This is a genomic window from Mesorhizobium kowhaii, from assembly GCF_042431665.1.
GTDB lineage: Bacteria > Pseudomonadota > Alphaproteobacteria > Rhizobiales > Rhizobiaceae > Mesorhizobium > Mesorhizobium kowhaii.
Map to the genome: position 1 here is coordinate 1 of NZ_JBHLYT010000002.1, position 20,302 is coordinate 20,302.

Genomic DNA, 20,302 nt, shown 5'->3' on the forward strand with positions numbered 1-20,302 from the left:
TTCAACAAGTCCAGCCCAAGTCGCGGTGAAAAAGCCGCCTCAACCATCCGCGCCGGCTCGCTGGCGGCAAACGCGCAATCGCGCTCATGAATAAGACGGGCTAGTCGCAGGCGACCTTGAAGATGCCTTGGTCCATTTCACACACGCAAGAAAGGTAGAGAAGCTGGAAAAAGCTCCCGCTAGCCACAAAGCCAGACCTACATGGGAGTATGTCGACTACATCGAAAAAATGAAAATATCTGAAGCAAAAAACCTTTACTCCGAACTATGTTCAATAGTTCATCCCGCCGCTGATTCTGTCTCGATGCTATTTTCATCCGACGGCGATTTCTTTACGGCGTCTCCGAATCATGAAAAAAGGATATTAGAACACAGCGTTGCCAAAAGCCGGGGTGTGCTCTCCGACGTACTGATGGCGTCTTGCAATCCGCCACTGCTGATATTGAAAGTGCTCCACAAATTCAAATTGTTTACGCCGTTGCATAGCCTGAATAGCTACAGCTTCGACAATATTACAATTTGGCCAAAAATCGAAAAGGCTTTGCGCAATTAAATCTGTTGAGCGAACACGCTTCCGACTCGGCATCCAGCGCGGTCACAGTTTCGCCATTCCTTCGACAGATGCCAATTGTGACAACGACATCCTAAACAAAAACAATGGTAGACACGCTCACCCCCGCCGAGCGCTCGGAGCGCATGTCCCGTATCCGATCATCGGATACCTCACCCGAGCTATCAATTCGCAAGGCGCTGCATAGGCTCGGCTTGCGCTATACGCTTGCAAACAGGGACCTGCCAGGTAAGCCGGACATCGTTTTCCGGCGCAAGCGTATCGCGGTGTTCGTGCACGGCTGCTTCTGGCATCGCCATGAGAACTGCAGGGTCGCCAACATGCCCAAATCAAATACAGCTTTTTGGCAAGAAAAATTCGACCGCAATGTTGCGCGAGACCAGAGGGCTCGCGCGCAACTCCAGAAATTAGGCTGGAGGGTCGAAATCCTCTGGGAGTGCGAGCTTGGCCCCACGAACGTCGCACGGATAGCGAATTTGCTTGCATTAATCGTAAGAGCTAATGAACCGCAATAAAAACTGTATCCGCAGTACTTTTCTCTAGACTTTTCCCAAGCACTATCGAAGTTTAGGCGCTTGGGGGAGCGATGGCGGTGACGCCACTATCTTTTGGGTCGGTCAACGACGCGATAAACGACATCTTTTTCGATGGGCGCTTTTCTGCGCAGCCCGTTTACTTGTCCATGGACAACGGCATGCGCAGCGAGTTCGCTGAGCGCTTTGGCATTGACCCTAATACGGCCGAATCCGCGATTTGCGACAGTGTCAGGCCGACATTGGCGCGTGCGGGCGACCCCTACGCAAGGTATGCTCTCGACACGCGGATATGGAAGCGGTCTGGAATGCGGAGGCCACCGCCGTTCTCAGCGCTCCTCTTTTCGTTGGCCTACGCCGCCGAGCTTATGGAAGCCGAGGGTGACTTCGCCAACAGCAATTACTATTACCGGCTCTCGCAAGTCACCGGCATCGAGCGCGATATCCTGAAGCGCTACCGCAACTCGCCCGAGCCCCTTTGGCTCGCGTTGAACGATTGGCTCGTGGCCAACAACCATCTCCTTGGACGCCCAACCGCACGACCAATGAGTTCGACATGGCGATACGTCGGATGGTCGATCTCGCAAGCGATTGTGCGCGCAAGCGACCGGGACCTTTTTCACGACCTGTTCGAGGGCTTCGGATTCTCTGGAAGCGAGGCGATTTCGAAGCGGGACATGGTCCACTACCTCGCCAACTGGATGCTGACGAGCAGGCCAAATGCGCGCCTCAAGAACGCCTGGAGCAAGCGTGAGCTAAGAGAGCGTGTAGCCGAGGCCGCAATCGCGGAGCTTGCCAGCTGGAACAGCGGCTCGGGCACGACCATAGCAGGAACGCAGGCACGCGCGACAAGGCTCTCGCTGCTCGCCAACCTCGTCCCGCGGCTTGCGGGCCCAGTCCTCGAACTCCATCTTGGCCACCTCGGCGAGGAAGCCAGCCCAGCGACCCTTGTGAATGAAGTCGGGTCCTTTCAGATAGCCAACGACGAATTCGGCAACTTCGCAACAATTAGCCCATCACCATTCCTCGCCGGGGACGCGGCGCTCGGGCAGCTGCATGCGTTCAAGCAAATCGGCTCCGCCCGCAGGCTTGAATGGCAACCACGACTGGTCGTCCCCTTCGCCAAGCCGGAACAAGGCGCCCTATGGGTCGAGGCAACGCGAGTAGGCTTCGGCGTACAGCACCTCCTGCTTGTCCGCGATACAGGCAGACTGCCAAAAATGGTGGAGTCCTACCTTATGAAGGCAGCGTCGCGGCTGCCGACTATTGCAACGGCAGGGAAGCTTAAGGGCCTGCCCGCTGGCTGGATACTCTATGGCGACGTCCAGATCAGCCGGACAGATATTCACCCGGACTCATATGACCTCGAATGCCTTGTGCCGTTCGGCGAAGGCAGCGTCCTCGACTTCCAAGGCGGCTTGCAGCTACTGCCTAGCTTTTACCATTCCAAGTCCAGTCCGGTTGCTCGTCTTGCCGTGCCAGCCGGACCCGCGCGCCTCGAGGCAGCCGCGCCAGTTGCGGAAGGCACTATCGCGTCCACGCCATCGGCAGGCAAGGAAGTCGAGCTACGGCTTGGCTCCAACATGGGCGAAGCCCTAGTGCTGCGTGGCTATGAGGGAGAGGAGCTAGTTGAGGAAACGGAGGTCTTTTTCAGGGACGCAGACAATCCCACGCCGTTGCATCGCGATGGCCGCGGCCAATTGGAATATGCCTCCATCTTGTCAACGGGCAAGCCCGCGTTCACGCCATCGGTTGCCGTCCGTGGCATGTCGGTCGCGGGCGAGGTCACGCATCCAGGCAAGGTCGACCAAGGAAGCGGTGAACCGGCCGCCGTGCTACCCGAAGGCGGCGCTGTGGAAGATGTCCAGGATGCTACCTACTCGCGTGCGGTCGAGCAACATGTGGCCCGCGAAGCGTGCATAGAGAACGGCTACCACGTTTGGCGCTTCCCCATGATTCCCGCGGACACGCCACGCGGGACGCCGGTCGAGGGACGCTGCACGAGCTGTTCACAATCGCTGGTCATCGTGTACCGGCAAAGGAAAAAGGTGCTGCCGGCGGCGGCCTTGGCTGCCCGCATACCACTCCCTCCCATGCCGTTGCCTACGAACGATGACACTCATCCAGTCGACCACGACTTGCTCCTAGATGCCTTGTCATTCTTCGGTAGCGGATCGTGGAGCAAGTTCGTGGCCTTGCTGGATGCGCTTACGACGGAACCGCAATTCGCACGACAGGTTGCCGAAGAATACGCGGCACTCGGCCTCGTTGATGTCGAGCTGAGGCCAGGTTCCAGCGCCATCCGGTCGTGGAGTGTGCCTGCGCCTGCCATTAACTTCTTCGGCGATAGGCAGGCCTTCCTTTCTGGATTCCGTTCTGGCGACCTAGTCCAGCAGCTACAGCAAGCTGTGGTGGATGCTGGAGGCAAACTTTCAAGCGCGCCGCAGGGTGGCGGGCCCTCGGCCCTCTTCTTCGAGGGCATCGACGACAGCGTCTTGCGGACAGCCATCGATGGAATCCATGACCCGCACGGCCGGCAGGTTGCGATCAACGTGCAGCCGGCACTTTCCATCGCGGGTGCGTGCCTCGCGATGCCGCCGTTGGAACAAAGCCTTGTCCCGGTATCCATAGGGCGCGCAAGAAACCTCCAGCAGTTCAACCCGCAGTCCGCACACTGGAAGGACGTTGAAGGGGTCCGTGGCAACGGTTGCTACCGATGGAACGAGGGTTCCCAGGCCTACGCATATGTAGGTGCCGACGGAACCGCCAAGGGCGGCCCATACCAAATCACCAAGTTACTCGCCGCGCGCGCGTCGCGGATGCGGCTGCACGCATACGATGCGAGCAAGCACGCGTTCCGGTCGACACTCGGCTGCGAACCGCCCGGGCTCCTCTCACGCGCCCTTGTTGCTTGCTCCGGCCGGCTGCCGGCGAGGGACCGTGGCATAACGATCCATACCAGCGTCACCCCAGAAGTCGGGCTGGCGACCATGAAGGTGCTTTACGGGGAAGTGTAGATGATCAGCGCAAATCCAAACAGCGTAATAGACTACATCCGCGAAGCCTACCTTCGATACTACGATAGCGCCTTCTGGATGCGCGATCCCAAGGTTATGGAGGAACGACGGAACATCCTGCTCGCCGACGGCGTGATGTCACGCAATCCGCTCATCGAGGCCATACCACAATATCCCTCCACCGATCCAATCGAAGACGTTTGCAAGCGCGCGGGACTCGACCCCTTCGTGGCCCAACACCTTGCACGGGTGGTCTTCGGGTCCACAGGCCCTGTGAAGCTACGCAGGCACCAAGCCCAGTCCCTCGAGACCGCCACAAAGGGAACCGCAAGCGGCGCGCGGAACGTAGTGGTCACCTCTGGCACTGGCTCCGGCAAGACTGAAAGTTTCCTGCTCCCCCTCCTCGCCAGCCTCTTGCAGGAGCGCAAAGACGGTGCTGGCCTTGGCACGCTCAACCGTTGGTGGGCTAAGGAGTATGGTCCCAACGACACTCAATGGAGGCACTCGCGTACGTCTTCGAGCAACCAAGTCGTGCCCGCTGTCCGCGCGCTCGTACTGTATCCGACGAACGCACTGGTCGAAGACCAAATATCCCGCCTGCGGCAGGCCGCATCGCGCGCTCGGGATATATTCGGGAAACCGCTGTTCTATTTTGGCCGGTATACCGGCGCTACGATTGGCTCTACCTTTACGCCACCCGCAACCCTCAATGCGTCTGCCCGCACGCGGATAAATGAAATCGGTCGGGAAGTCCTCGGCATAGAAAACGACGTCGCGGCAATCCGCAAGCATATGGAATCCCAAGGCCGTTTGACGGCTGACATCCTCACGACATGCAGCCAGTTCCAGGATCCTTCCATCGGCGAGATGCTGACGCGCTGGGACATGACCTCGGCCGCACCCGACATCCTCATCACCAACACGAGCATGCTCAACATCATGCTGATGCGCGATGTCGAGGCGCCTATCTTCGAGCAGACGAAGTCATGGCTCCAATCAAACCCCGCGAACACATTCACGCTCGTGGTGGATGAACTCCACAGCTATCGCGGAACGCAAGGCACCGAAGTCGCGCTTGTGGTCCGCAACATGCTCGACCGCCTAGGTCTGGTCCCGGGATCCAAGCAGCTGCGTTGCATCGGCACGAGTGCCTCCCTGGATGGGGAGGCCGGCAAGGAGTACCTTGAACAGTTCTTCGGGGTGGATCGGCAGTCGTTCTCCATCTTCGCTGGCGAGGCACGGAAGTTCCCTGCTTCGCTTCCGGTCGACCCGGAAGCAGTCCGGGTGAAGGAATTGCTGAGCGGAACCGAGAACGAGGCCAGGGAAGCACTTTCGGGCATGGGCTTCTCGCCCCGCGAGGCCATCGCCGCTGCCTGCGCCACGGCCGGCAAGGCAACAACGATCGATCCCACTACTGGCAAAGACGTGCAAGTAACGAGGCCCGTCCCGCTCCCAGCGTTGTCGCGCGCGGTGTTCGGCAAGGATGTTGACGAGGACGTGCTCACCGCCTTGTTCATCGCTGCTAAGCTCGAACAGAAGGAAGGCAGTCAGGCATTTGAAGAGCCCCTGCCCACCTTCCGCTCGCACATGTTCCTGCGCCAAGTGCAAGGCATGTGGGCTTGCTCCAATCCAGGCTGCACAGAGGTGCAGGAGGAGTATCGCTCCGAACGCCGCAAGTTCGGTCGCTTGTTCAAGTCACCAGCGATGAAGTGCGAATGTGGTGGCCAGGTACTGGAGCTGCTCTATTGCTACGACTGCGGGGAAGCATTCCTCGGCGGGTACATCGTGCCAGCGACTGATCCCCAACTTGCCGCGATGAACTTGACGTTCCTTGAAGCCACGCCACCAACTGGCACGACTGACAAGACTAGTCAGGTCAACGAGCGCACGTGGGATGAATTCCGCTGGTACTGGCCCAGCGGCACGCTTGGCCAGGGTCAGCGCGCGACCTGGACCCATGAAACGCCATCCAAGAAGCAGGTGCGCTTTCAGTTCCAGCGAGGTACCCTCAACCACTACTCAGGCGAGCTAAGCACCGACACCTCGGCCGCGACCGGCCTCACACTGGCCGTTTCGGGCAACCTTGCCGCGAATGAAAGCGTCGCGGCGCTCCCCGAGGTTTGTCCGTGCTGCCAGAGCGACAAGCGCAGCCTCAATTCCATGCCCAAGAACAGGAAACCGTTCTTCCGCGGAATCGTCATCAGTCCTGTCCGCGGACTCCGCACCGGTCTCAACATCACCACGCAGTTGGTGGCCGACCGCGCGATGTACTCTACGGGCGACGGCCAGCAAGTCGAGAAGATGATTGCCTTCACTGACAGCCGCGACGATGCGGCCGATTTGGCGGCCGGGCTTGAACTAAACCACTTCCGCGACCTGGTGCGGCAGCTTGTCTACTCGACGATCCAACCACGCAAGGTCCCGACTAGCGACGAACTATTGCAGTTCATCGGGATGGACACCCAGGACCCCGCCTTCAAGCCCATCTTCGAAGCCGCCGAGAAACTCACGCCCGGCATCTTCGACGCGGTGCAGCTCAACAAGTTCGTCCCCACGCAGCAACGCAAGGACCTAATCGCACGCCACGATGCCGCCGCCACGAGCCAGCGTACCGGCTGGCCTACGCTGGTCGTTTCCATGCGCGACGCCTTGGTCGGGCTCGGGCAGAATCCCGCCGGACCAGCCGCAAGCCTAGCCACGGACAACGGACGCGACACCGGAACTCCGTGGTGGAAGTTCTTCGACCCACCTACCAACGATGAATGGGAGATGGTCGCACCCAGCGTCGCAATACAAGGGCGCCGACGGTTCGTAGAGGAATTCTCCACGCAACTGGCAAAGTCCCTTTTCGATCGTGCCGGACGCGATATGGAATCCATGGGAGTCGCGCGCATCGAGGTCGACGGCACGCATGGCACAAACCTCGGCATGGACGAGGCCAAGGCAAGTTGCGTCATCTCCAACGTAATCCGCATGCTCGGACTCGCGCAGTACATGGTCGGCGAAAAAACCCGCAACTCGACGGCCGTGCCCAATGTTCTCAAAAGCTACATCGAGCGCGTTGCCAGTGATCTCAACCGCGATCCAACGGAATTGGGAACCACCATCGGCGACCGCTTGGATGGCCTCGGCGTCATCAATGCTAACTGGCTCCTGCATATCGAGAAAGAAGCCACGCTGAAACTTGCCGTAGTGCCGCGTGGCGACCGCAAGTTACACCGGTGCAACAGCTGTTCGCGCTTGACGATGTCCATCGAAGTGCCGGTCTGCACGACGCCGCATTGCCTGTCAAAGTCGTTCAGCGTCGTCGACAATCCAGGCGATGACTACTACGCCTGGGTCTCGAAAGAGCCGCCACACCGGCTGTCAGCGGCGGAGCTCACCGGCCAGACGAAGCCGATTTCCGAGCAGCGCAACCGCCAGCGCCTATTCAAGGGCACCGCGTTCCTTGACGGCGAATCGCCGCTGGTCAACGGACTTGACGCACTTTCAGTTACGACCACGATGGAGGTCGGCGTCGACATCGGCTCGTTGAAGCTCGTGATGATGGCCAACATGCCGCCCCAGCGCTTCAACTACCAGCAACGCGTTGGCCGCGCGGGGCGTGCTGGTCAGGCGTTCTCGTATGCCGTCACGATTTCCCGAGGCGCTGCTCACGATGATTACTATTTCAACAATCCCGAGCGCATGACGGGCGACCTGCCTCCCCAGCCGAAGCTCGACTTGTCGCGCCCGGAAATCGTGCGTCGCGTTATTGCGGCCGAGTGCCTGCGCCGCGCGTTCCTCCAAGCCACGCCATTGCCGGAGCGTAATGAGGAAAGCCTCCATGGCATCTTCGGCCGCGTCGGCGAATGGGTTTCCACCTACCGCAGCCAAATAGCCAGCTGGCTCGCAAGCTCGACCGAGGTTGACAGCGTGGTCGAGCGCCTTGCCGCGCACACGCCGCTCGCGGGGTTCACGGCCCAGCTCGCGAAGGTCATCCGCGATGAGCTCGTTCCCGCAATCGACGCGGCCGCTTCGAACCAACGCCTGATCCAGGAGGAACTGAGCCACCGTCTGGCGGTCGCGGGCATCTTGCCGATGTTCGGCTTTCCGACGCAGGTCCGCAGCCTCTTCCAGGACAAGAGAGCGTCCAAGCTAGATGAGGTCGTCATAAGTGACCGACCAATCGACCACGCCGTTTGGGCGTTCTCGCCAGGTTCGGAGATTCCTAAAGACAAGCGGCTGAACACCGTCTCTGGCTTTGTCTTGCGGCGCGAAGGGCCTACGGGCGTGTTTAATGAACAACAGCCACTCGGCAGACCCGTCACCTATACGCGCTGCACGGACGATGCATGCGGCACGATTGCCGCCACTACCGACACGGTTTGCGCTATGTGCGGCTCGCCATCGCGGCCTTTCCCTCTGTACCAGCCACGCGGCTTCCTCTCCTGGTTCAAGCGCAAGGACTACGATGGGCAACGGCAACGCGGCCGCGCCTTACCGCCGCCGGTTAGGGCCTTCGAGCAGGCGTATGGCAACGAGGGCTGTGGGGCCATGAAGATGGCCCACGACTCGGGCGCAGTCGCGGTCATCAACGACAATGGCAACCGCCTCTTCGAGTTTTACCAAGAACCATACGAAATTGTCTCCGTGCGGGAGCCCAGCCTCTACCGGGATGAATCCCCCTGGGACAACGCACCCGCTGCAACGCCGTTCGATACCGGTGCTGTCGGTGCTATCTTCACGACGGATGTCCTCAGCTTCTACATCGGCGGTGCTGATGGCGTTGGACGCCAAGGCATGCTCGATGCCAAGAACCAGCCTTCGGCACGTGCGGCGATCGCTTCGTTCGCCGAGTTCGTGAAGCTTGCACTCGCAACCGCCCTCGACGTCGACCCTGCTGAGTTCAGGGTTGGACGACAGTTGCTCAAGAAGGATGGTTGCGAGACCGAGCAGGTCTTTATCGCGGATGCGCTCGAGAACGGCGCTGGCTACGCGCGCTGGGCGTCTGATCCCGCGAATATGCGCTCGGCCTTGCTCGCTTACTATGACGTCGTGGCGAAGAAGTGGCAGGACCCCAAGCATGCCCATGATTGCGACCGGTCTTGCCCCGACTGCCTGCGCAACTACGCCAACCGCTTCAGCCACGGAATTCTGGACTGGCGGCTTGCGCTCGACCTCGCCGACTTAGTATTGGGCAATCCGCTCCAGCTAGGGCGGTGGATAAACGGCGCAGAAGACGCTGCTGCCAAGGCGTTTACCCGCTTCTGCAAGGATGCAGGAATGGAGGTGGCCTTCGACTATTCCGAGTCCGGCCTTGCCATGGTCGTGCGGGGGGGGAAGGCCCTCGTCATTGGCCATCCACTCTGGCACGTCAATGACGGCTTCCTGCAACCCGCGCAGCGCGAGGCCCGTGACCAGCTGCGCCTCCAGGGTATCGACCCCATCTTCGTCGACGTCCGCGACTTCGCCTCGCGGCCAGCAACCCACTACCTGAGGCTTCAATCGTGATCGAGGTCATCGGAGAGGAAGGAACGCCGGAACACGATGCGGCCATTGCTGTAAAGGAGGCACTTGCGAAAGCATGGCCGGGGCTAGACACCAGCCCTAATACCGATAATCACGTGAAGATTGCCGCGAGCGTGAAGATCTCCGGCCACAAGGTTAGTGACATTGACGTGGTGGTTGTCGGCCTGTTCAGGACGAAGCACTACATCATCCCGAAATCCCAGGCACGCGATGCCGATGGCAACAGCCTCGTTGGTAAACAGGTCCGCGTGCGCTCGTTCGTTGCCGCTATCGAGGTGAAAAGCCAGGGAGACAAAGGGCTGCAGATCTCTGCTGGCGGCGTGAAGGCGAAATATCCAAGTGGCTGGAAAGACGCCACCGGGCAGAACGATGCCCAGAAATACGCGCTCGCCCAATACTTGCAGGAAACGACCGGGACCAATCCTTGGGTCTACCGTTGCGTCATGCTCACGGGCATTCCTGAGCTACCCAAAGACCGGGGCCGCATCCAGCCCGCTGCAGGTGCCGTCGCCGCAAATTTCGACGCGACGAGCCTTCTAGTTGCAATGGCCACGGTGAATGGCATTCAGCAACAAGCGGCCGGGCCTGTGATAAGTTCTGGTGACCAAGGCACACTCGAAAGGATACTCGAGGATCCACTCTTCAGGTCCATCGTGCCATCCTCGCTGGATCGCAAGAAGATGGACCGCATTGCGGCGCGGCCCGCCGAGGCGAAGGAGCTCGCGGCGCTCCTCGGTGAGCATCGCATCCATCTTCGGGGACACGGTGGCACTGGAAAGACGGTCCTGCTGTTGCAATCGGCCTACGAGGCCTATCTTGCCCAGGGAAAGCGCTCCCTCGTCCTGACCTACAACACAGCGCTCGCCGCGGATATCCAGCGGACGCTGGCCCTGATGTCCATTCCAAGCGATGGCGAAGGTGGCGGCATTGCCGTTCGGACAGTTATGTCTTTCCTCTACTTATGGCTCAACAAGCTTGGCTTGGCACCCAATGAGGAAGGTGTCTTCGACGACTACCTACCCCGCTGCAAGGAAGCACTCGACTATTTCAGCAAGGGTGCGCTCGGTGACACGGAGGTTGCTGGATTGAAAGCAGCTAACCCGCTCGAGTTCGGTTTCGATGCAATCCTTGTCGACGAGGCACAGGACTGGCCGCAGCCAGAGGCGGATCTCCTTGTGCGTTTGTACGGTGGCAATGCGATTTCGCTTGCAGACGGCATCGCCCAGTTAGTTCGTGGGTCCGCCACCAATTGGAAGGATTCCGTCGCCAACACGCCGAACGTCGGGAGACGCCACCTCGACGATGGCTTGCGAATGAAATCCAACCTTTGCGCATTCGCAAACGCATTTGCCGATGAGGCTGGGTTGCCTTGGCACGTAGGCATGAACCAGAGGGCGCCGGGCGGCAGGGTCCTTGTCATCCATGGGCGCTACGACCAAATGCCCGACCTGCAAGATTCGCTGCTGGAAGACGCCCTGCGCGCAGGAAACATGCCCATCGACATGCTCCATTGCGTCATGCCAACGACGGTGATTCAGGATGGTGACAGAAGGTACAGCCTCTTGGCCCGCGCCTTTGAAGCCAAATCGTGGGAGGCATGGGACGGCGTCGACGAAATCGCGAGGCGCAACTTCCCGCGATCGGTGACCGCTTTGCGGGTGCTCCAGTACGAGTCCTGCCGAGGTTTAGAAGGCTGGACCACGGTGCTCGACGGCTTTGATGGATTCTGGGAGCGGAAGAAGCAGGAGGCGTTGGTCGATCAGGCGGCCGCCAAAAGGACGGAGTTGCCAGACGCAGCCAGACAAGCTGAGGCTATCGCCTGGCGCTGGTGCATGATCCCAATTACACGTCCCATCGACACACTTGCGATTACGTTACGCGATCCTTCAAGCACGGTGGGATCCCTGCTCAGCAGGGTGGCCAAGGCACTACCCGACCTCGTGGAGATCATGGCCTGAAGTAATCCTCCACCGGTTCATCTTGAGAAGTTGGACATTCATCCAGCCGCGGCCGTCACGTGCGGCTCTTGTGTTCCAAATATCCTGCTGTTTATCTCAGCTTCATCCAAAGTGGCTCGGATCGCCACTCCGATAGCTCTCGCCAGATACGGGGGCACTGCGTTCCCTACCTGAGTATAGCGGGGGCACTCGCGTGTCCGACGATCCCCTCCAGTTGTGTATTTACCTCTGAACTTGAACCAATCGGGAAAGGATTGAAGTCGAGCACTTTCCCTAACCGTCAAGATTCGAGGCTCGGAATAGTGCAATACGTCGTCCGGCAAAGTCGTAATGGTTGGCGCTGGGTCGTTCGGCGCCATCGGATAGATGCGATGCTTTTTCAAGCCGTACTCACGACGGGCTTCGTCATTCATTCGCACGCCTTTTCGACACTCGGCCAGAATCCGTGCAAACCGATCTCTGACATCATCGCTGTGGCGCGCAAGCCGCATGCTGTTGGGCGTGTCGTTCGAGCCCTCACGCATGAGCTTCTGGTAGACGCTGGACGGAGGCCTAGGGAGTGCCTCATAGAAGCCTTTGGGCGACTCTGCGTCGTGGCAAATCGCAAGTGGACGGCCACCTATCTCAAGGTCGGAAATCGCCTCGCGCGCGGTAACTCCGTCGCTCAAATGCAGGTCGCGAAGCTGGTCTTGGCGGGCTGTTTCTATCCACTCAAAAGCGCGTCCAGCACCACCCTCCAGCGATCTGGCCACATCCTTCCGTATACCAATCGCAATGAGTCGTGATCGCTTTTGAGGAACCCCAAAACTTGATGCGTCGAGAAGTCGTGCCTCCACATCGTAGCCCACCGCATCAAGGCTATCCGCTAGCCTCTGGTAAAAGGACTGCCTTTGTGGTTGCGGCTGACCAAAGAGGTCGACTACGACGGCGCTCCGGTGAGCAATCCTCATGCCTGGAACATTCTCAAGGATCAGCGCCGAGGGTCTCAGGAGCCCAACAGCTTCAACGTATTTGTTGAAGAGCAGATTCCGCGGATCATCCTCCGACCTTCTTCCCGCAAAACTAAACCCCTGGCACGGTGGTCCGCCGGCCAGTATGTCGACGTCGCAACTCACCTGAGCAAGGTTGCCCTTATGGTCGCGGAGTAGGTCGTCAATCCCCCAAGCCTGCTGCTCCAACCACGTCGGCCAATCGAAGCGATAGGCTGATGGCGAAATGTCGCTGACCAGATTTGATGAAAATGTCTCGAACGCCATCCGATCGCGCTCGATTGCAAATACCCCCTTCAATCCTGCTTGGGAAAGCCCAAGGGACAGCCCACCGCAGCCCGCGAATAGATCCACGAATCTCCGAATGGTCTCTGCCCCTCTCGCGGCCTTTTTTGCCGGTGATCTGCGACTCTAGGTCTTCGCAGGATGATAACAGCGTCGGAGTCATCTGAACTAATTTGGGAGCGCATGCAATGGCAGCTCTTAGTATCACACAACTCAATTCTATCACGCATCGATTGTCTGCTTCGAGATTATCGACGAGAGTGCCGCTTTCTTCGGCATTAAAAACGGGGCAAGGCAGCCATGGCAGCTTTCGAGGTTGGGCAAACCTACACGCGGGCCCACGTGCAGGGGACTCTGAATGTCCCACACGAAAGGCGAGGCGGAAACTGGGATACCGGCTACAGCGAATATGAAGGCGCGTTCTATGTTTTCTGCAATATCGGCACAGCAGGGAGAACGGGGCACGACTATGAAAATTATTGGGATGGAGACGTTCTGGTTTGGCGTGCGAAAAACGGATCGAACGTTCGGCAGCCGCAGATCGTCAAGTTGCTCTATGGCAATCTCCCGGTCCATGTATTTTACCGTGAAGAGGATCGGCGTCCGTTCACATATGCTGGCTGCGCACGAGCAATCGAGATCAAGGACGTTACGCCTGTTAAGGTTTCCTGGTTGTTCGATATCTGAAGCGTCACCGACAAAGCGCTCGCGTGAACGCAGTCAGGAAATTTTTGCAACGGGGTGCAAAACCCGGCTGGATCGCGGCGGACGCACTAAGCGCCGTTCGACCTACCGAGCCTAGGCCTTGTGCGGCAGCTTTAGGGGAATGGAAGGTTCTCGCCACTGACTTAGGCCTAACAGAACCCCTGCTCCAGCGCTTTCCTCCTTCACAATCCGAAGCGAGTTGAAATTAAGAGCTTCGCACTGGACGCACACATGCCCGTGTGACTGATCGCACTGCCGCAAATCTCCAAGATAACCCCGAGTGAACTTGGCCGCGGTAGGAATATAACCCCTACCCTTAGCCGGGCCAGCAGGCACCAACCATTTGTCAACCGCCATGAGGCCTCGTATAGGCCCTCCCGGGCCGGGTCAGCCCCATTGAGCCGGAAGGAACCGGCCGGGGCAAGGGACTCTCTGGAAAATGTCGGCAATGCCGGCCCCGTGCTGGGCGCGCAGGTTAGCAGCTAGGTCTAAAGGCTCCATAGATGGGCCTCAGAACCACTCCGCTCATGTTACGGCATACCCAAAGCCTTTCGATGAAAGCTAAATCCGGCCACCCCGAAGCGACCGTCTTCGTTTCGCCAGCGCACGATCAGTCGTTGACGATTATCTAATAATCGGCTCTTTCCGGGCCTGGCGCAGAGTCAGGGGCTTTCTTGCGTTGCTTGCGAAGATCGTCGGCGAGTACCCGCAGATGCTTCTCGATCAGACAGAGCGCAGCGAGACCGCCGCAGAAGATCGCGGCCACCACGAAGCCGATGATCAACCCGAATACGACGCCTCCGCCCTGCCCGAGGAAGGCATTCCCGAGGATGCTGAAAATAAGAATGATGGCCACCGCTAAGATAGCATTGATGGCAGACAGTGTGCCGACGAGTGCCCGGTTCATTTCTCCCCCGCAGTTGCTTGCCGCGATGGCGGTAGTGCCGCCCGCAATATCTAATTTTTGGATAATCCAGATATCGGATTACCGGCAGGTTGATCACTGGTCAACCGTTCAATGCCGAAGTCAGTTCACTCCGAACGCCACAGAATGATTGCGGCGGCGCTGGCAAGTCAGCGGCGGGCAAAAGGGCTATCGCAAGCCGAGGTCGCCAAAGTTCTCGGCAAACATCAGCCATTCATTGCGAATATCGAAAGCGGCGAGCGCCGAGTCGATCTCGTTGAACTCATGGATATCGCCAAGATCATCGATTTGGATGTGGTTGCGCTGGTGCGCGATCTCCAAGACAGCCCGGATTGACGCTGCCAGCGAGCGGGCAACGTGCACGAGGTGAATTTCCTCAACCCTTGTGACTTTTAGCAAGCACAAACTATTTGCCAACCGACCCCACGGCTGGCGATAGGGTCGTGGCGGGCAGTGCTAGGCACGCTGGAGAGCGGCAATATTGTTCGGAGGGAAAGGGGCTCTCCTGAAGACATCGACGATATGAGCCCCGTGCTGACACTGGGCGCGTAGCATTGCGGCTAAGTCAATTTGCTTCAGGGCGAGTGCGCAAAACCACTCGTCACCAGTTACGGCGTACCTTTCTACGATCCGGTTCCAAGGATCGGGTTGCCGGAACCGCCGATGCAATGCCATGTGAATTGGCTGGCAGATCGGGATTGGGGCCCATGGCGAATAGTAATTCTCGGAGTGATATTGGATGTTGCTGGCGACACCCGAGACCGAGCACCTCTCGGGCTTTGCCAGCCAGCCATTGTCAATGAAGTGGTGTGCAAGTTGCCAGCCGCGAACTCGCTCCTCGTGTGTGAAGCCGTTGTAGATTGGCAATCGCGGCCACTTCCATTCCGGCAGGCCAGCAAGTGAGAGGAGTTCCATAGGGTTTGCAACCGGTTTCAAAATCCGAATTTTTGGCTGGCTAGGAGGCCGAAGGTAGCTATACATTTTGCTATACAAAGCGCAATACGTGTACCGGCTAACTTGTTGAATTTGCTTATTATATTCTTTTCAATGGCTCTGGCCCGGGGAGCCACTATCATCAGAAATGTCTTGAAACCCAAGGATTGCAAGGGTTTCCGCTTCCCCAGAGATACACTGCGCGATACACTGCGGGGTACCCTGAGCATGAAGATTGACGTGAAGCACATACAGATACGCGGCAAAGCCGGATGGCGCTACAGACGCAAAATCCCTGAAGAACTTCGGACCGTTTTGGGCAAGCGAGAACACCTCGTGCCGCTTGGGGCCACCGAGCAGGAGGCCCTCAGGAAATATCACCCTGGACGAGGTTGCAGCCATATGCGAGCGATAGATCAATCGCGCTTTCTCTGCCTCATCGGTGACCTGACTGGATGCGATGACATTGACGGGAGGACAGATCAGGAGCAAGTTGACCGCACCGACCGAGCCCGGGCGGGCCCGGCCGAGACCGCGTGTGCGATGAAAACCTCGAGCAGCACGGAGACTGACGGGAGGAAGAAATGAGCCGGGTCAAGGACGTTTGCGATCGAGCACGATCGCTATGGCTGCGGGTGGTGCGATCGACCCACCCTGTCGACGATGTCGAGAACGACGAGCTGTATCGGCTGATCGACGGCAAAAACAAGGTCATCACCGGCACCAACTTCGAGGCGTCCCGCTTCGACATCGAGACCGCTCTATCGCGGTGGGAGAGCTACACGCCGCCGAACGTTAACTGAAAACTACCATCGGCCTCGAAATACTGTACAGCGCGTACCAAGAGTTGCCTCGAATAATCATAGAGTGCGCCCTCGTTTGCCGAGGACAGTGTCTCTGCTCTGGCGTCCATGTCTTCAAGCATGGCGTCCCTGAGTTCATCAAGTTGTACCCTCATCCTGCTGCGCAATGCCTGTACATGGTCATCAGCCACCTGCAGTCGCCAACTGACAAAGAGGTAGGCATGCGCTCTGAGTTGGTGGACCGATATGGAAGCCGTAAAGGCCTATGCGGGCGAACAACCTGAGCGGGCCTACTACTATCCCGAGGACGATCACTACCTGATCAATAAGCCGGAACTCGTCGAGCATCATGTCGTCGTCTATGGCAACCTGGTCAGCCCGTAGGACTGGGCAGAATGTCAGAACGACTTAGGCGGATCGTGTTTTGAAAGCTATTGTGATCGACCTCTTTGCGAAAACAGCTCGGCAGTGATTTCGTCTCTGTCCCCATTATGCCTAGCGATCAAAGCCAGCGCTTCCTGGCGGCCAATGTTGCCGAGCTTCATGAGGTACGGAACCTCAAACGTTCTCTTGTTGAGGCGCCATTCTGGCACGTACCGTGTTGCTGCTTTTCGCGCTGTTGTTCCGTCTTGACGCATCATTTTGACTCCTCTCCCTGATATGACGATGCAGTCGCGAATTCCGTGCCACGTCCCGCTTCGGAGGGGTATGAAAAACCTTTGGGTTTCGCGGTGGCAACAATTGGCCAAGCGCGTCGCGCTTTGATTCCCAGACGGTTTCCTGCGACTATCGGCAAGTCTTGTGCGACCTGGGAGCCGGCAAGAATGGATCCAGTGACCTCGGCAGTGATGATTTTGCTTTTATGCAGCCCAGATGCCTCGGTCTGCCGGCCTATTAATTTGGTGCCGGCAATGTATTCATCGCTTGAGGAATGCCAAGCATCCCTGACCGACAGGCTGGCAAGCTCTCCCAACGGTGAAATCGTCGGCCGATGCCAACTTGTCGGCTCGACCGCGCCACACGAAGGGGACTAGGCCCGCCACCGGGCCTATCGTTGCGGAAACTTTACCCGACACTTACGTCAATGGCCTACCTATAATAGTACCTGTGGTGGTAGTGGTGCCTGTGATGGTGGTGGTAGTGCCTGTGATGGTAGTAGTAATGGTGGCGGTAGTGATACCGGTGTGGATAGTAATACCGATGGTAATACCTGTGGTGATATCGGTAGTGCGGGCGGTATGGCGCATAATACGGATCGTAATATGGGTCGCCGTAGTAATCCCGGCTATAATAGTGGCGATATGGCAGGGGGAAATCTCCGTAGCCACCATAATAGCCCCCGAAGGGCGAGAAGAGAAATTGCGCTTGCGTCGGTGAAGTGACAGCGGCTGTGGTGGCAAATGCGAGCACGGATGCGAGTATCAGCTTCCTCACGGTTACCTCCATCGGTTCGAATCGTGAATAACGCGAACGCTGGCCGACTCGTTCCTTTGCGCTTTTATGCAGAAGCCCGCCGCCGTGAGGCAGCGGGCGAAAGTGCCAGGTCATCGCACCCCTTGCCCCCTACTTCCAATGCATGTGCCGATTACCCCCAATCTCTAATTGTTCGGACGACCCTGTTCTTTTAGTCTGCCAAAATTAGCGCTCGTAGCTCAATCTAGGACAGAGCGGGACCTCTCCCGGGCAGATGCAGGTTCGAGCCCTGCCGAGTGCACCAAAGTCCTAAAAGCCCGCCACCGTGAGGCAGCCCGCCTCTAGGGTCTGGCCTATTCCAAAGGTGTTTCTTCGGGCGGCGGCGCCAAGACTGTGATGTCCATTCTGGCGATCTTCGAAGCGGCGTTGCCCTGCGAGTTCGGATCTGTGTCGCCCGTTTCGGCAACCATTGCCTTGGCACGATGTCCAACGCTGTCGGCGCTCTTGCCTGGCGCAAATCCTTCGCCTGTTTCTGGCTTTGCCGCTTTCAATTGAGTTTCCGGTACCTGCCGATGCTGACTTGCAATAGCCGAAACCATCGATCCCTCCTTTGGTGAGGGCACCATGGTATCTGCCATGGCTGTTGCGAGACTTACCATACGGAAAGCCCGCCACCATTCGGTAGCAGGCGAAAGTGCCAGCTCACCGCACCTTGACCTACGTCCAATGCATGTGCCGGATACCCCAATCTCTAAATTGCTCGAACGACCCTGTTCTTTTAGCCTGCCAAAATTAGCGCTCGTAGCTCAATCTAGGACAGAGCGGGACCTCTCCCGGGCAGATGCAGGTTCGAGCCCTGCCGAGGGCACCAAAGCCCTAAAAAGCCCGCCACCGTGACGCAGCCCGCCTCTAGGGCATGTCGCTCAAAAGTGGTCCCGGTTTTGAGCGACATGCATTAGCCACCAGTTATGGCCGAATGCCCTTCGACAGAGTGAAAGTCAAAAGCCAATTGTGAACCACGGACTGGCTTCGTATCCGAGACGCGGCTTTGCCGGCTGTGCGCCATTGTCTGACGACGTGGCAGTTCCGGTCAAACTGCAGTCCAACTCTGGAACCGGCTTCTTGGCCGAATGTTTGGTCGAGCACAAGGCAGCAGCGTCACTGACTGCCACCTTCTTCTCCTTGGCAACGGCGACACCACTCGCAGCGATCACGATAGCAGCGCAAAATATAGCCACTTTCATTGGAACCCCTCCATTGCGCATCCCCAGACGCGCAGACATGACGTCACGTCATTTTTATATTAGCATTGGCGAATATAATAGATAGCGCCATCTTGCGCATGACGACGCCGCCAGCGGAAAGGGTGAAGGCACGCCAGGCAGCAGCCTTATCGACCATTGACGGACCTCATGGCGTCTTGAATGCCAAGAGCTGTCTGTCTGCGCATCTCTGCCTGACTGGCCGGTGATGGCGTGACGCCAACGGAACGCACATTTTGCATATGGTGGATGATGATTGGCTGCTGTGGCTTTTCGGCCTTGGTTTCGCGCATCGCGTCCATTTGCTTGGGCGTAAAGATGCCCAGGCCCAGCGGCCACCGCGCTAGTCCCCTAGCAAGCTGCTGGACCGCCCCGGTAAAAAAACCGGTCCCGTCAGCGCTTTACCTTCGGCGTGATCTCACCAACCCGGACTTAAAAGGCAGCGCCGATCTCGGTATGCGGCGCAAAGAAACAGCGGGTGTCACCCTTTCTGAAACTTCCCTGATCCAGGTTGAAAAATTCCGATTGATAGATGCAACGGTGGAACTGCCAATCATGGCTATGCTGTACGCGAAGATACGGGATGAACTCGCCGGTGGGGAGATAGATATAGCCGCCCGGCATTTCTTTGACTTCAGATTCCGGGATCGGTGCGCACTCTGACCCTGCGCAGCAGTCAAAGCCTGTGACGGGGTCCATCTTCCCCGTATACCACTCATGAGCCATGACCTCAGTCGAAACGACGGCCAAGGCTGGGATGAGAATTTTGACAGACCTGCGCATATATCCTCCGCGTAATCCAGCTTTGGCAGTTCGATCCTCTTGCATTCCTTCATTCATGCTTCGCGTACATTAGTATTGGCGCATATGCTTGCAAGCCGCGCCGCCCTCTCAAGAGTAGTCACGCAATTAAGACTGATGTCCTTGGTTTGCCGGCCCTAAAGACCCGCTTTCGCGGTGTGCGGACTTCGCGCAAAAACGACCGGTCTTCCGTCTGATGATGACGGCGCCAAAGTGAGCCACGACATCGTCACACAGCGGGTGCTGCGATCCCCTCGAGCGCAATGATTCTGGTACTTGCGCAACGCTTGCGGATCTCGATAAGGCGGGCGTATTCCGGCGAATTGTACCAGCCCATCAATGACGCCATGTCGGGGAATTCGATAATAACCAAACGGTGTGGCTCCCAATCACCTTCCAGAACCTTAGTCGCACCGCCACGACCCAGGTATCGCCCACCGTAGCGCTCCTCGGTGGCCGGCACATCCCGCCGGTATTCCTCGAACACGGCAGCGTCTTTTATGTCTACATCCGCGATCAGATAGGCGGCCATTTGTGCTCCCTCCTTCTCAACAGCGGCCCGAACCTTTGCGCGCTCCGAGCTTTAGCCCGGCACA

Annotated in this window: 17 protein-coding genes and 2 tRNA genes; 11 read left to right on the forward strand and 8 right to left on the reverse strand. The window is 58.3% G+C overall.

The window, feature by feature from the left end:
* Nucleotides 1-127: 127 nt before the first annotated feature.
* The 5 genes from ACFFNA_RS00750 to ACFFNA_RS00770 all read left to right on the forward strand — a co-directional run bounded on the left by ACFFNA_RS00750 (nt 128) and on the right by ACFFNA_RS00770 (nt 11,590).
* Nucleotides 128-553 (forward strand): hypothetical protein, encoded by a 426-nt coding sequence (locus ACFFNA_RS00750; RefSeq protein WP_378914848.1) that lies wholly within the window; start codon nt 128-130, stop codon nt 551-553.
* A gap of 104 nt (nt 554-657) precedes the next feature.
* The gene (locus ACFFNA_RS00755; RefSeq protein WP_378914849.1) at nt 658-1,086 is read left to right on the forward strand and encodes a very short patch repair endonuclease; all 429 of its coding nucleotides are present in this window, start codon (nt 658-660) and stop codon (nt 1,084-1,086) included.
* A gap of 71 nt (nt 1,087-1,157) precedes the next feature.
* A complete protein-coding gene (locus ACFFNA_RS00760; RefSeq protein ID WP_378914851.1) occupies nt 1,158-4,121 on the forward strand; it encodes a hypothetical protein in 2,964 nt (987 codons plus the stop codon).
* Nucleotides 4,122-9,614, forward strand: a complete 5,493-nt coding sequence (locus ACFFNA_RS00765; RefSeq protein ID WP_378914853.1) for a DEAD/DEAH box helicase family protein — start codon at nt 4,122-4,124, stop codon at nt 9,612-9,614. It abuts the gene before it with no gap.
* Complete coding sequence (locus ACFFNA_RS00770) at nt 9,611-11,590, forward strand: DEAD/DEAH box helicase (RefSeq protein WP_378914855.1); 1,980 nt, start codon at nt 9,611-9,613, stop codon at nt 11,588-11,590. Before ACFFNA_RS00765 ends, ACFFNA_RS00770 begins: the two co-directional genes overlap by 4 nt.
* A 38-nt stretch (nt 11,591-11,628) precedes the next feature.
* On the opposite strand, the gene ACFFNA_RS00775 is transcribed toward ACFFNA_RS00770, so the two are convergent.
* Nucleotides 11,629-12,933 (reverse strand): DNA cytosine methyltransferase, encoded by a 1,305-nt coding sequence (locus ACFFNA_RS00775; protein ID WP_378914857.1) that lies wholly within the window; start codon nt 12,931-12,933, stop codon nt 11,629-11,631.
* Between the two features lie 231 nt (nt 12,934-13,164).
* On the opposite strand from ACFFNA_RS00775, the gene ACFFNA_RS00780 reads away from it, so the two are divergent.
* Entirely contained in the window at nt 13,165-13,551 is a 387-nt protein-coding gene (locus ACFFNA_RS00780; protein WP_378914859.1) for a DUF3427 domain-containing protein, read from the forward strand.
* A gap of 646 nt (nt 13,552-14,197) precedes the next feature.
* On the opposite strand, the gene ACFFNA_RS00785 is transcribed toward ACFFNA_RS00780, so the two are convergent.
* On the reverse strand, nt 14,198-14,476 hold the full coding sequence (locus ACFFNA_RS00785) for a hypothetical protein (protein ID WP_378914861.1): 279 nt from the start codon (nt 14,474-14,476) through the stop codon (nt 14,198-14,200).
* A 111-nt stretch (nt 14,477-14,587) separates the two neighbouring features.
* Between ACFFNA_RS00785 and relB the strand changes: the two genes are divergently transcribed.
* A complete protein-coding gene (gene relB / locus ACFFNA_RS00790; protein ID WP_378914863.1) occupies nt 14,588-14,830 on the forward strand; it encodes a type II toxin-antitoxin system RelB family anti-toxin in 243 nt (80 codons plus the stop codon).
* 708 nt (nt 14,831-15,538) lie between these two features.
* On the opposite strand, the gene ACFFNA_RS00795 is transcribed toward relB, so the two are convergent.
* Complete coding sequence (locus ACFFNA_RS00795) at nt 15,539-15,919, reverse strand: hypothetical protein (protein WP_378914865.1); 381 nt, start codon at nt 15,917-15,919, stop codon at nt 15,539-15,541.
* 92 nt (nt 15,920-16,011) lie between these two features.
* Between ACFFNA_RS00795 and ACFFNA_RS00800 the strand changes: the two genes are divergently transcribed.
* Both ACFFNA_RS00800 and ACFFNA_RS00805 read left to right on the forward strand, forming a co-directional pair.
* Nucleotides 16,012-16,230, forward strand: coding sequence for a hypothetical protein (locus ACFFNA_RS00800; RefSeq protein ID WP_146606166.1), 219 nt, complete (start codon nt 16,012-16,014; stop codon nt 16,228-16,230).
* A 246-nt stretch (nt 16,231-16,476) separates the two neighbouring features.
* A complete protein-coding gene (locus ACFFNA_RS00805; protein WP_378914867.1) occupies nt 16,477-16,614 on the forward strand; it encodes a hypothetical protein in 138 nt (45 codons plus the stop codon).
* Nucleotides 16,615-16,867: 253 nt separating this feature from the next.
* Here the strand turns inward: ACFFNA_RS00805 and ACFFNA_RS00810 are convergent, their stop codons facing one another.
* Nucleotides 16,868-17,203 (reverse strand): hypothetical protein, encoded by a 336-nt coding sequence (locus tag ACFFNA_RS00810; RefSeq protein WP_378914869.1) that lies wholly within the window; start codon nt 17,201-17,203, stop codon nt 16,868-16,870.
* A 668-nt stretch (nt 17,204-17,871) separates the two neighbouring features.
* Here ACFFNA_RS00810 and ACFFNA_RS00815 point away from each other — a divergent pair.
* Nucleotides 17,872-17,947 (forward strand) — tRNA-Gly (locus ACFFNA_RS00815).
* 49 nt (nt 17,948-17,996) lie between these two features.
* Here the strand turns inward: ACFFNA_RS00815 and ACFFNA_RS00820 are convergent.
* Nucleotides 17,997-18,242: a hypothetical protein gene (locus ACFFNA_RS00820; RefSeq protein ID WP_111547646.1), complete on the reverse strand. Its 246-nt coding sequence runs from the start codon at nt 18,240-18,242 to the stop codon at nt 17,997-17,999.
* Between the two features lie 196 nt (nt 18,243-18,438).
* Between ACFFNA_RS00820 and ACFFNA_RS00825 the strand changes: the two genes are divergently transcribed.
* A tRNA-Gly gene (locus ACFFNA_RS00825) sits at nt 18,439-18,514 on the forward strand.
* A 127-nt stretch (nt 18,515-18,641) separates the two neighbouring features.
* On the opposite strand, the gene ACFFNA_RS00830 is transcribed toward ACFFNA_RS00825, so the two are convergent.
* The 3 genes from ACFFNA_RS00830 to ACFFNA_RS00840 form a co-directional block, all read right to left on the reverse strand.
* Nucleotides 18,642-18,887 carry a hypothetical protein gene (locus tag ACFFNA_RS00830; RefSeq protein WP_111547647.1) on the reverse strand — a complete coding sequence of 82 codons (246 nt, stop codon included), beginning with the start codon at nt 18,885-18,887 and terminating at the stop codon, nt 18,642-18,644.
* Between the two features lie 450 nt (nt 18,888-19,337).
* On the reverse strand, nt 19,338-19,688 hold the full coding sequence (locus ACFFNA_RS00835) for a hypothetical protein (RefSeq protein WP_378914871.1): 351 nt from the start codon (nt 19,686-19,688) through the stop codon (nt 19,338-19,340).
* Nucleotides 19,689-19,935: 247 nt separating this feature from the next.
* Nucleotides 19,936-20,238, reverse strand: coding sequence for a DUF1330 domain-containing protein (locus ACFFNA_RS00840; protein ID WP_378914873.1), 303 nt, complete (start codon nt 20,236-20,238; stop codon nt 19,936-19,938).
* Nucleotides 20,239-20,302 lie beyond the last annotated feature (64 nt).

Excerpts from the sequence above, each read along its gene's own strand:
- ACFFNA_RS00765 (WP_378914853.1), top strand. The coding sequence starts at position 4,122 with ATGATCAGCGCAAATCCAAACAGCGTAATAGACTACATCCGCGAAGCC.
- relB (WP_378914863.1), top strand. The coding sequence starts at position 14,588 with ATGCCGAAGTCAGTTCACTCCGAACGCCACAGAATGATTGCGGCGGCG.
- ACFFNA_RS00755 (WP_378914849.1), top strand. The coding sequence starts at position 658 with ATGGTAGACACGCTCACCCCCGCCGAGCGCTCGGAGCGCATGTCCCGT.
- ACFFNA_RS00785 (WP_378914861.1), bottom strand. The coding sequence starts at position 14,476 with ATGAACCGGGCACTCGTCGGCACACTGTCTGCCATCAATGCTATCTTA.
- ACFFNA_RS00800 (WP_146606166.1), top strand. The coding sequence starts at position 16,012 with ATGAGCCGGGTCAAGGACGTTTGCGATCGAGCACGATCGCTATGGCTG.
- ACFFNA_RS00760 (WP_378914851.1), top strand. The coding sequence starts at position 1,158 with ATGGCGGTGACGCCACTATCTTTTGGGTCGGTCAACGACGCGATAAAC.
- ACFFNA_RS00830 (WP_111547647.1), bottom strand. The coding sequence starts at position 18,887 with ATGAAAGTGGCTATATTTTGCGCTGCTATCGTGATCGCTGCGAGTGGT.
- ACFFNA_RS00805 (WP_378914867.1), top strand. The coding sequence starts at position 16,477 with ATGGAAGCCGTAAAGGCCTATGCGGGCGAACAACCTGAGCGGGCCTAC.
- ACFFNA_RS00840 (WP_378914873.1), bottom strand. The coding sequence starts at position 20,238 with ATGGCCGCCTATCTGATCGCGGATGTAGACATAAAAGACGCTGCCGTG.
- ACFFNA_RS00820 (WP_111547646.1), bottom strand. The coding sequence starts at position 18,242 with ATGGTTTCGGCTATTGCAAGTCAGCATCGGCAGGTACCGGAAACTCAA.
- ACFFNA_RS00835 (WP_378914871.1), bottom strand. The coding sequence starts at position 19,688 with ATGCGCAGGTCTGTCAAAATTCTCATCCCAGCCTTGGCCGTCGTTTCG.
- ACFFNA_RS00780 (WP_378914859.1), top strand. The coding sequence starts at position 13,165 with ATGGCAGCTTTCGAGGTTGGGCAAACCTACACGCGGGCCCACGTGCAG.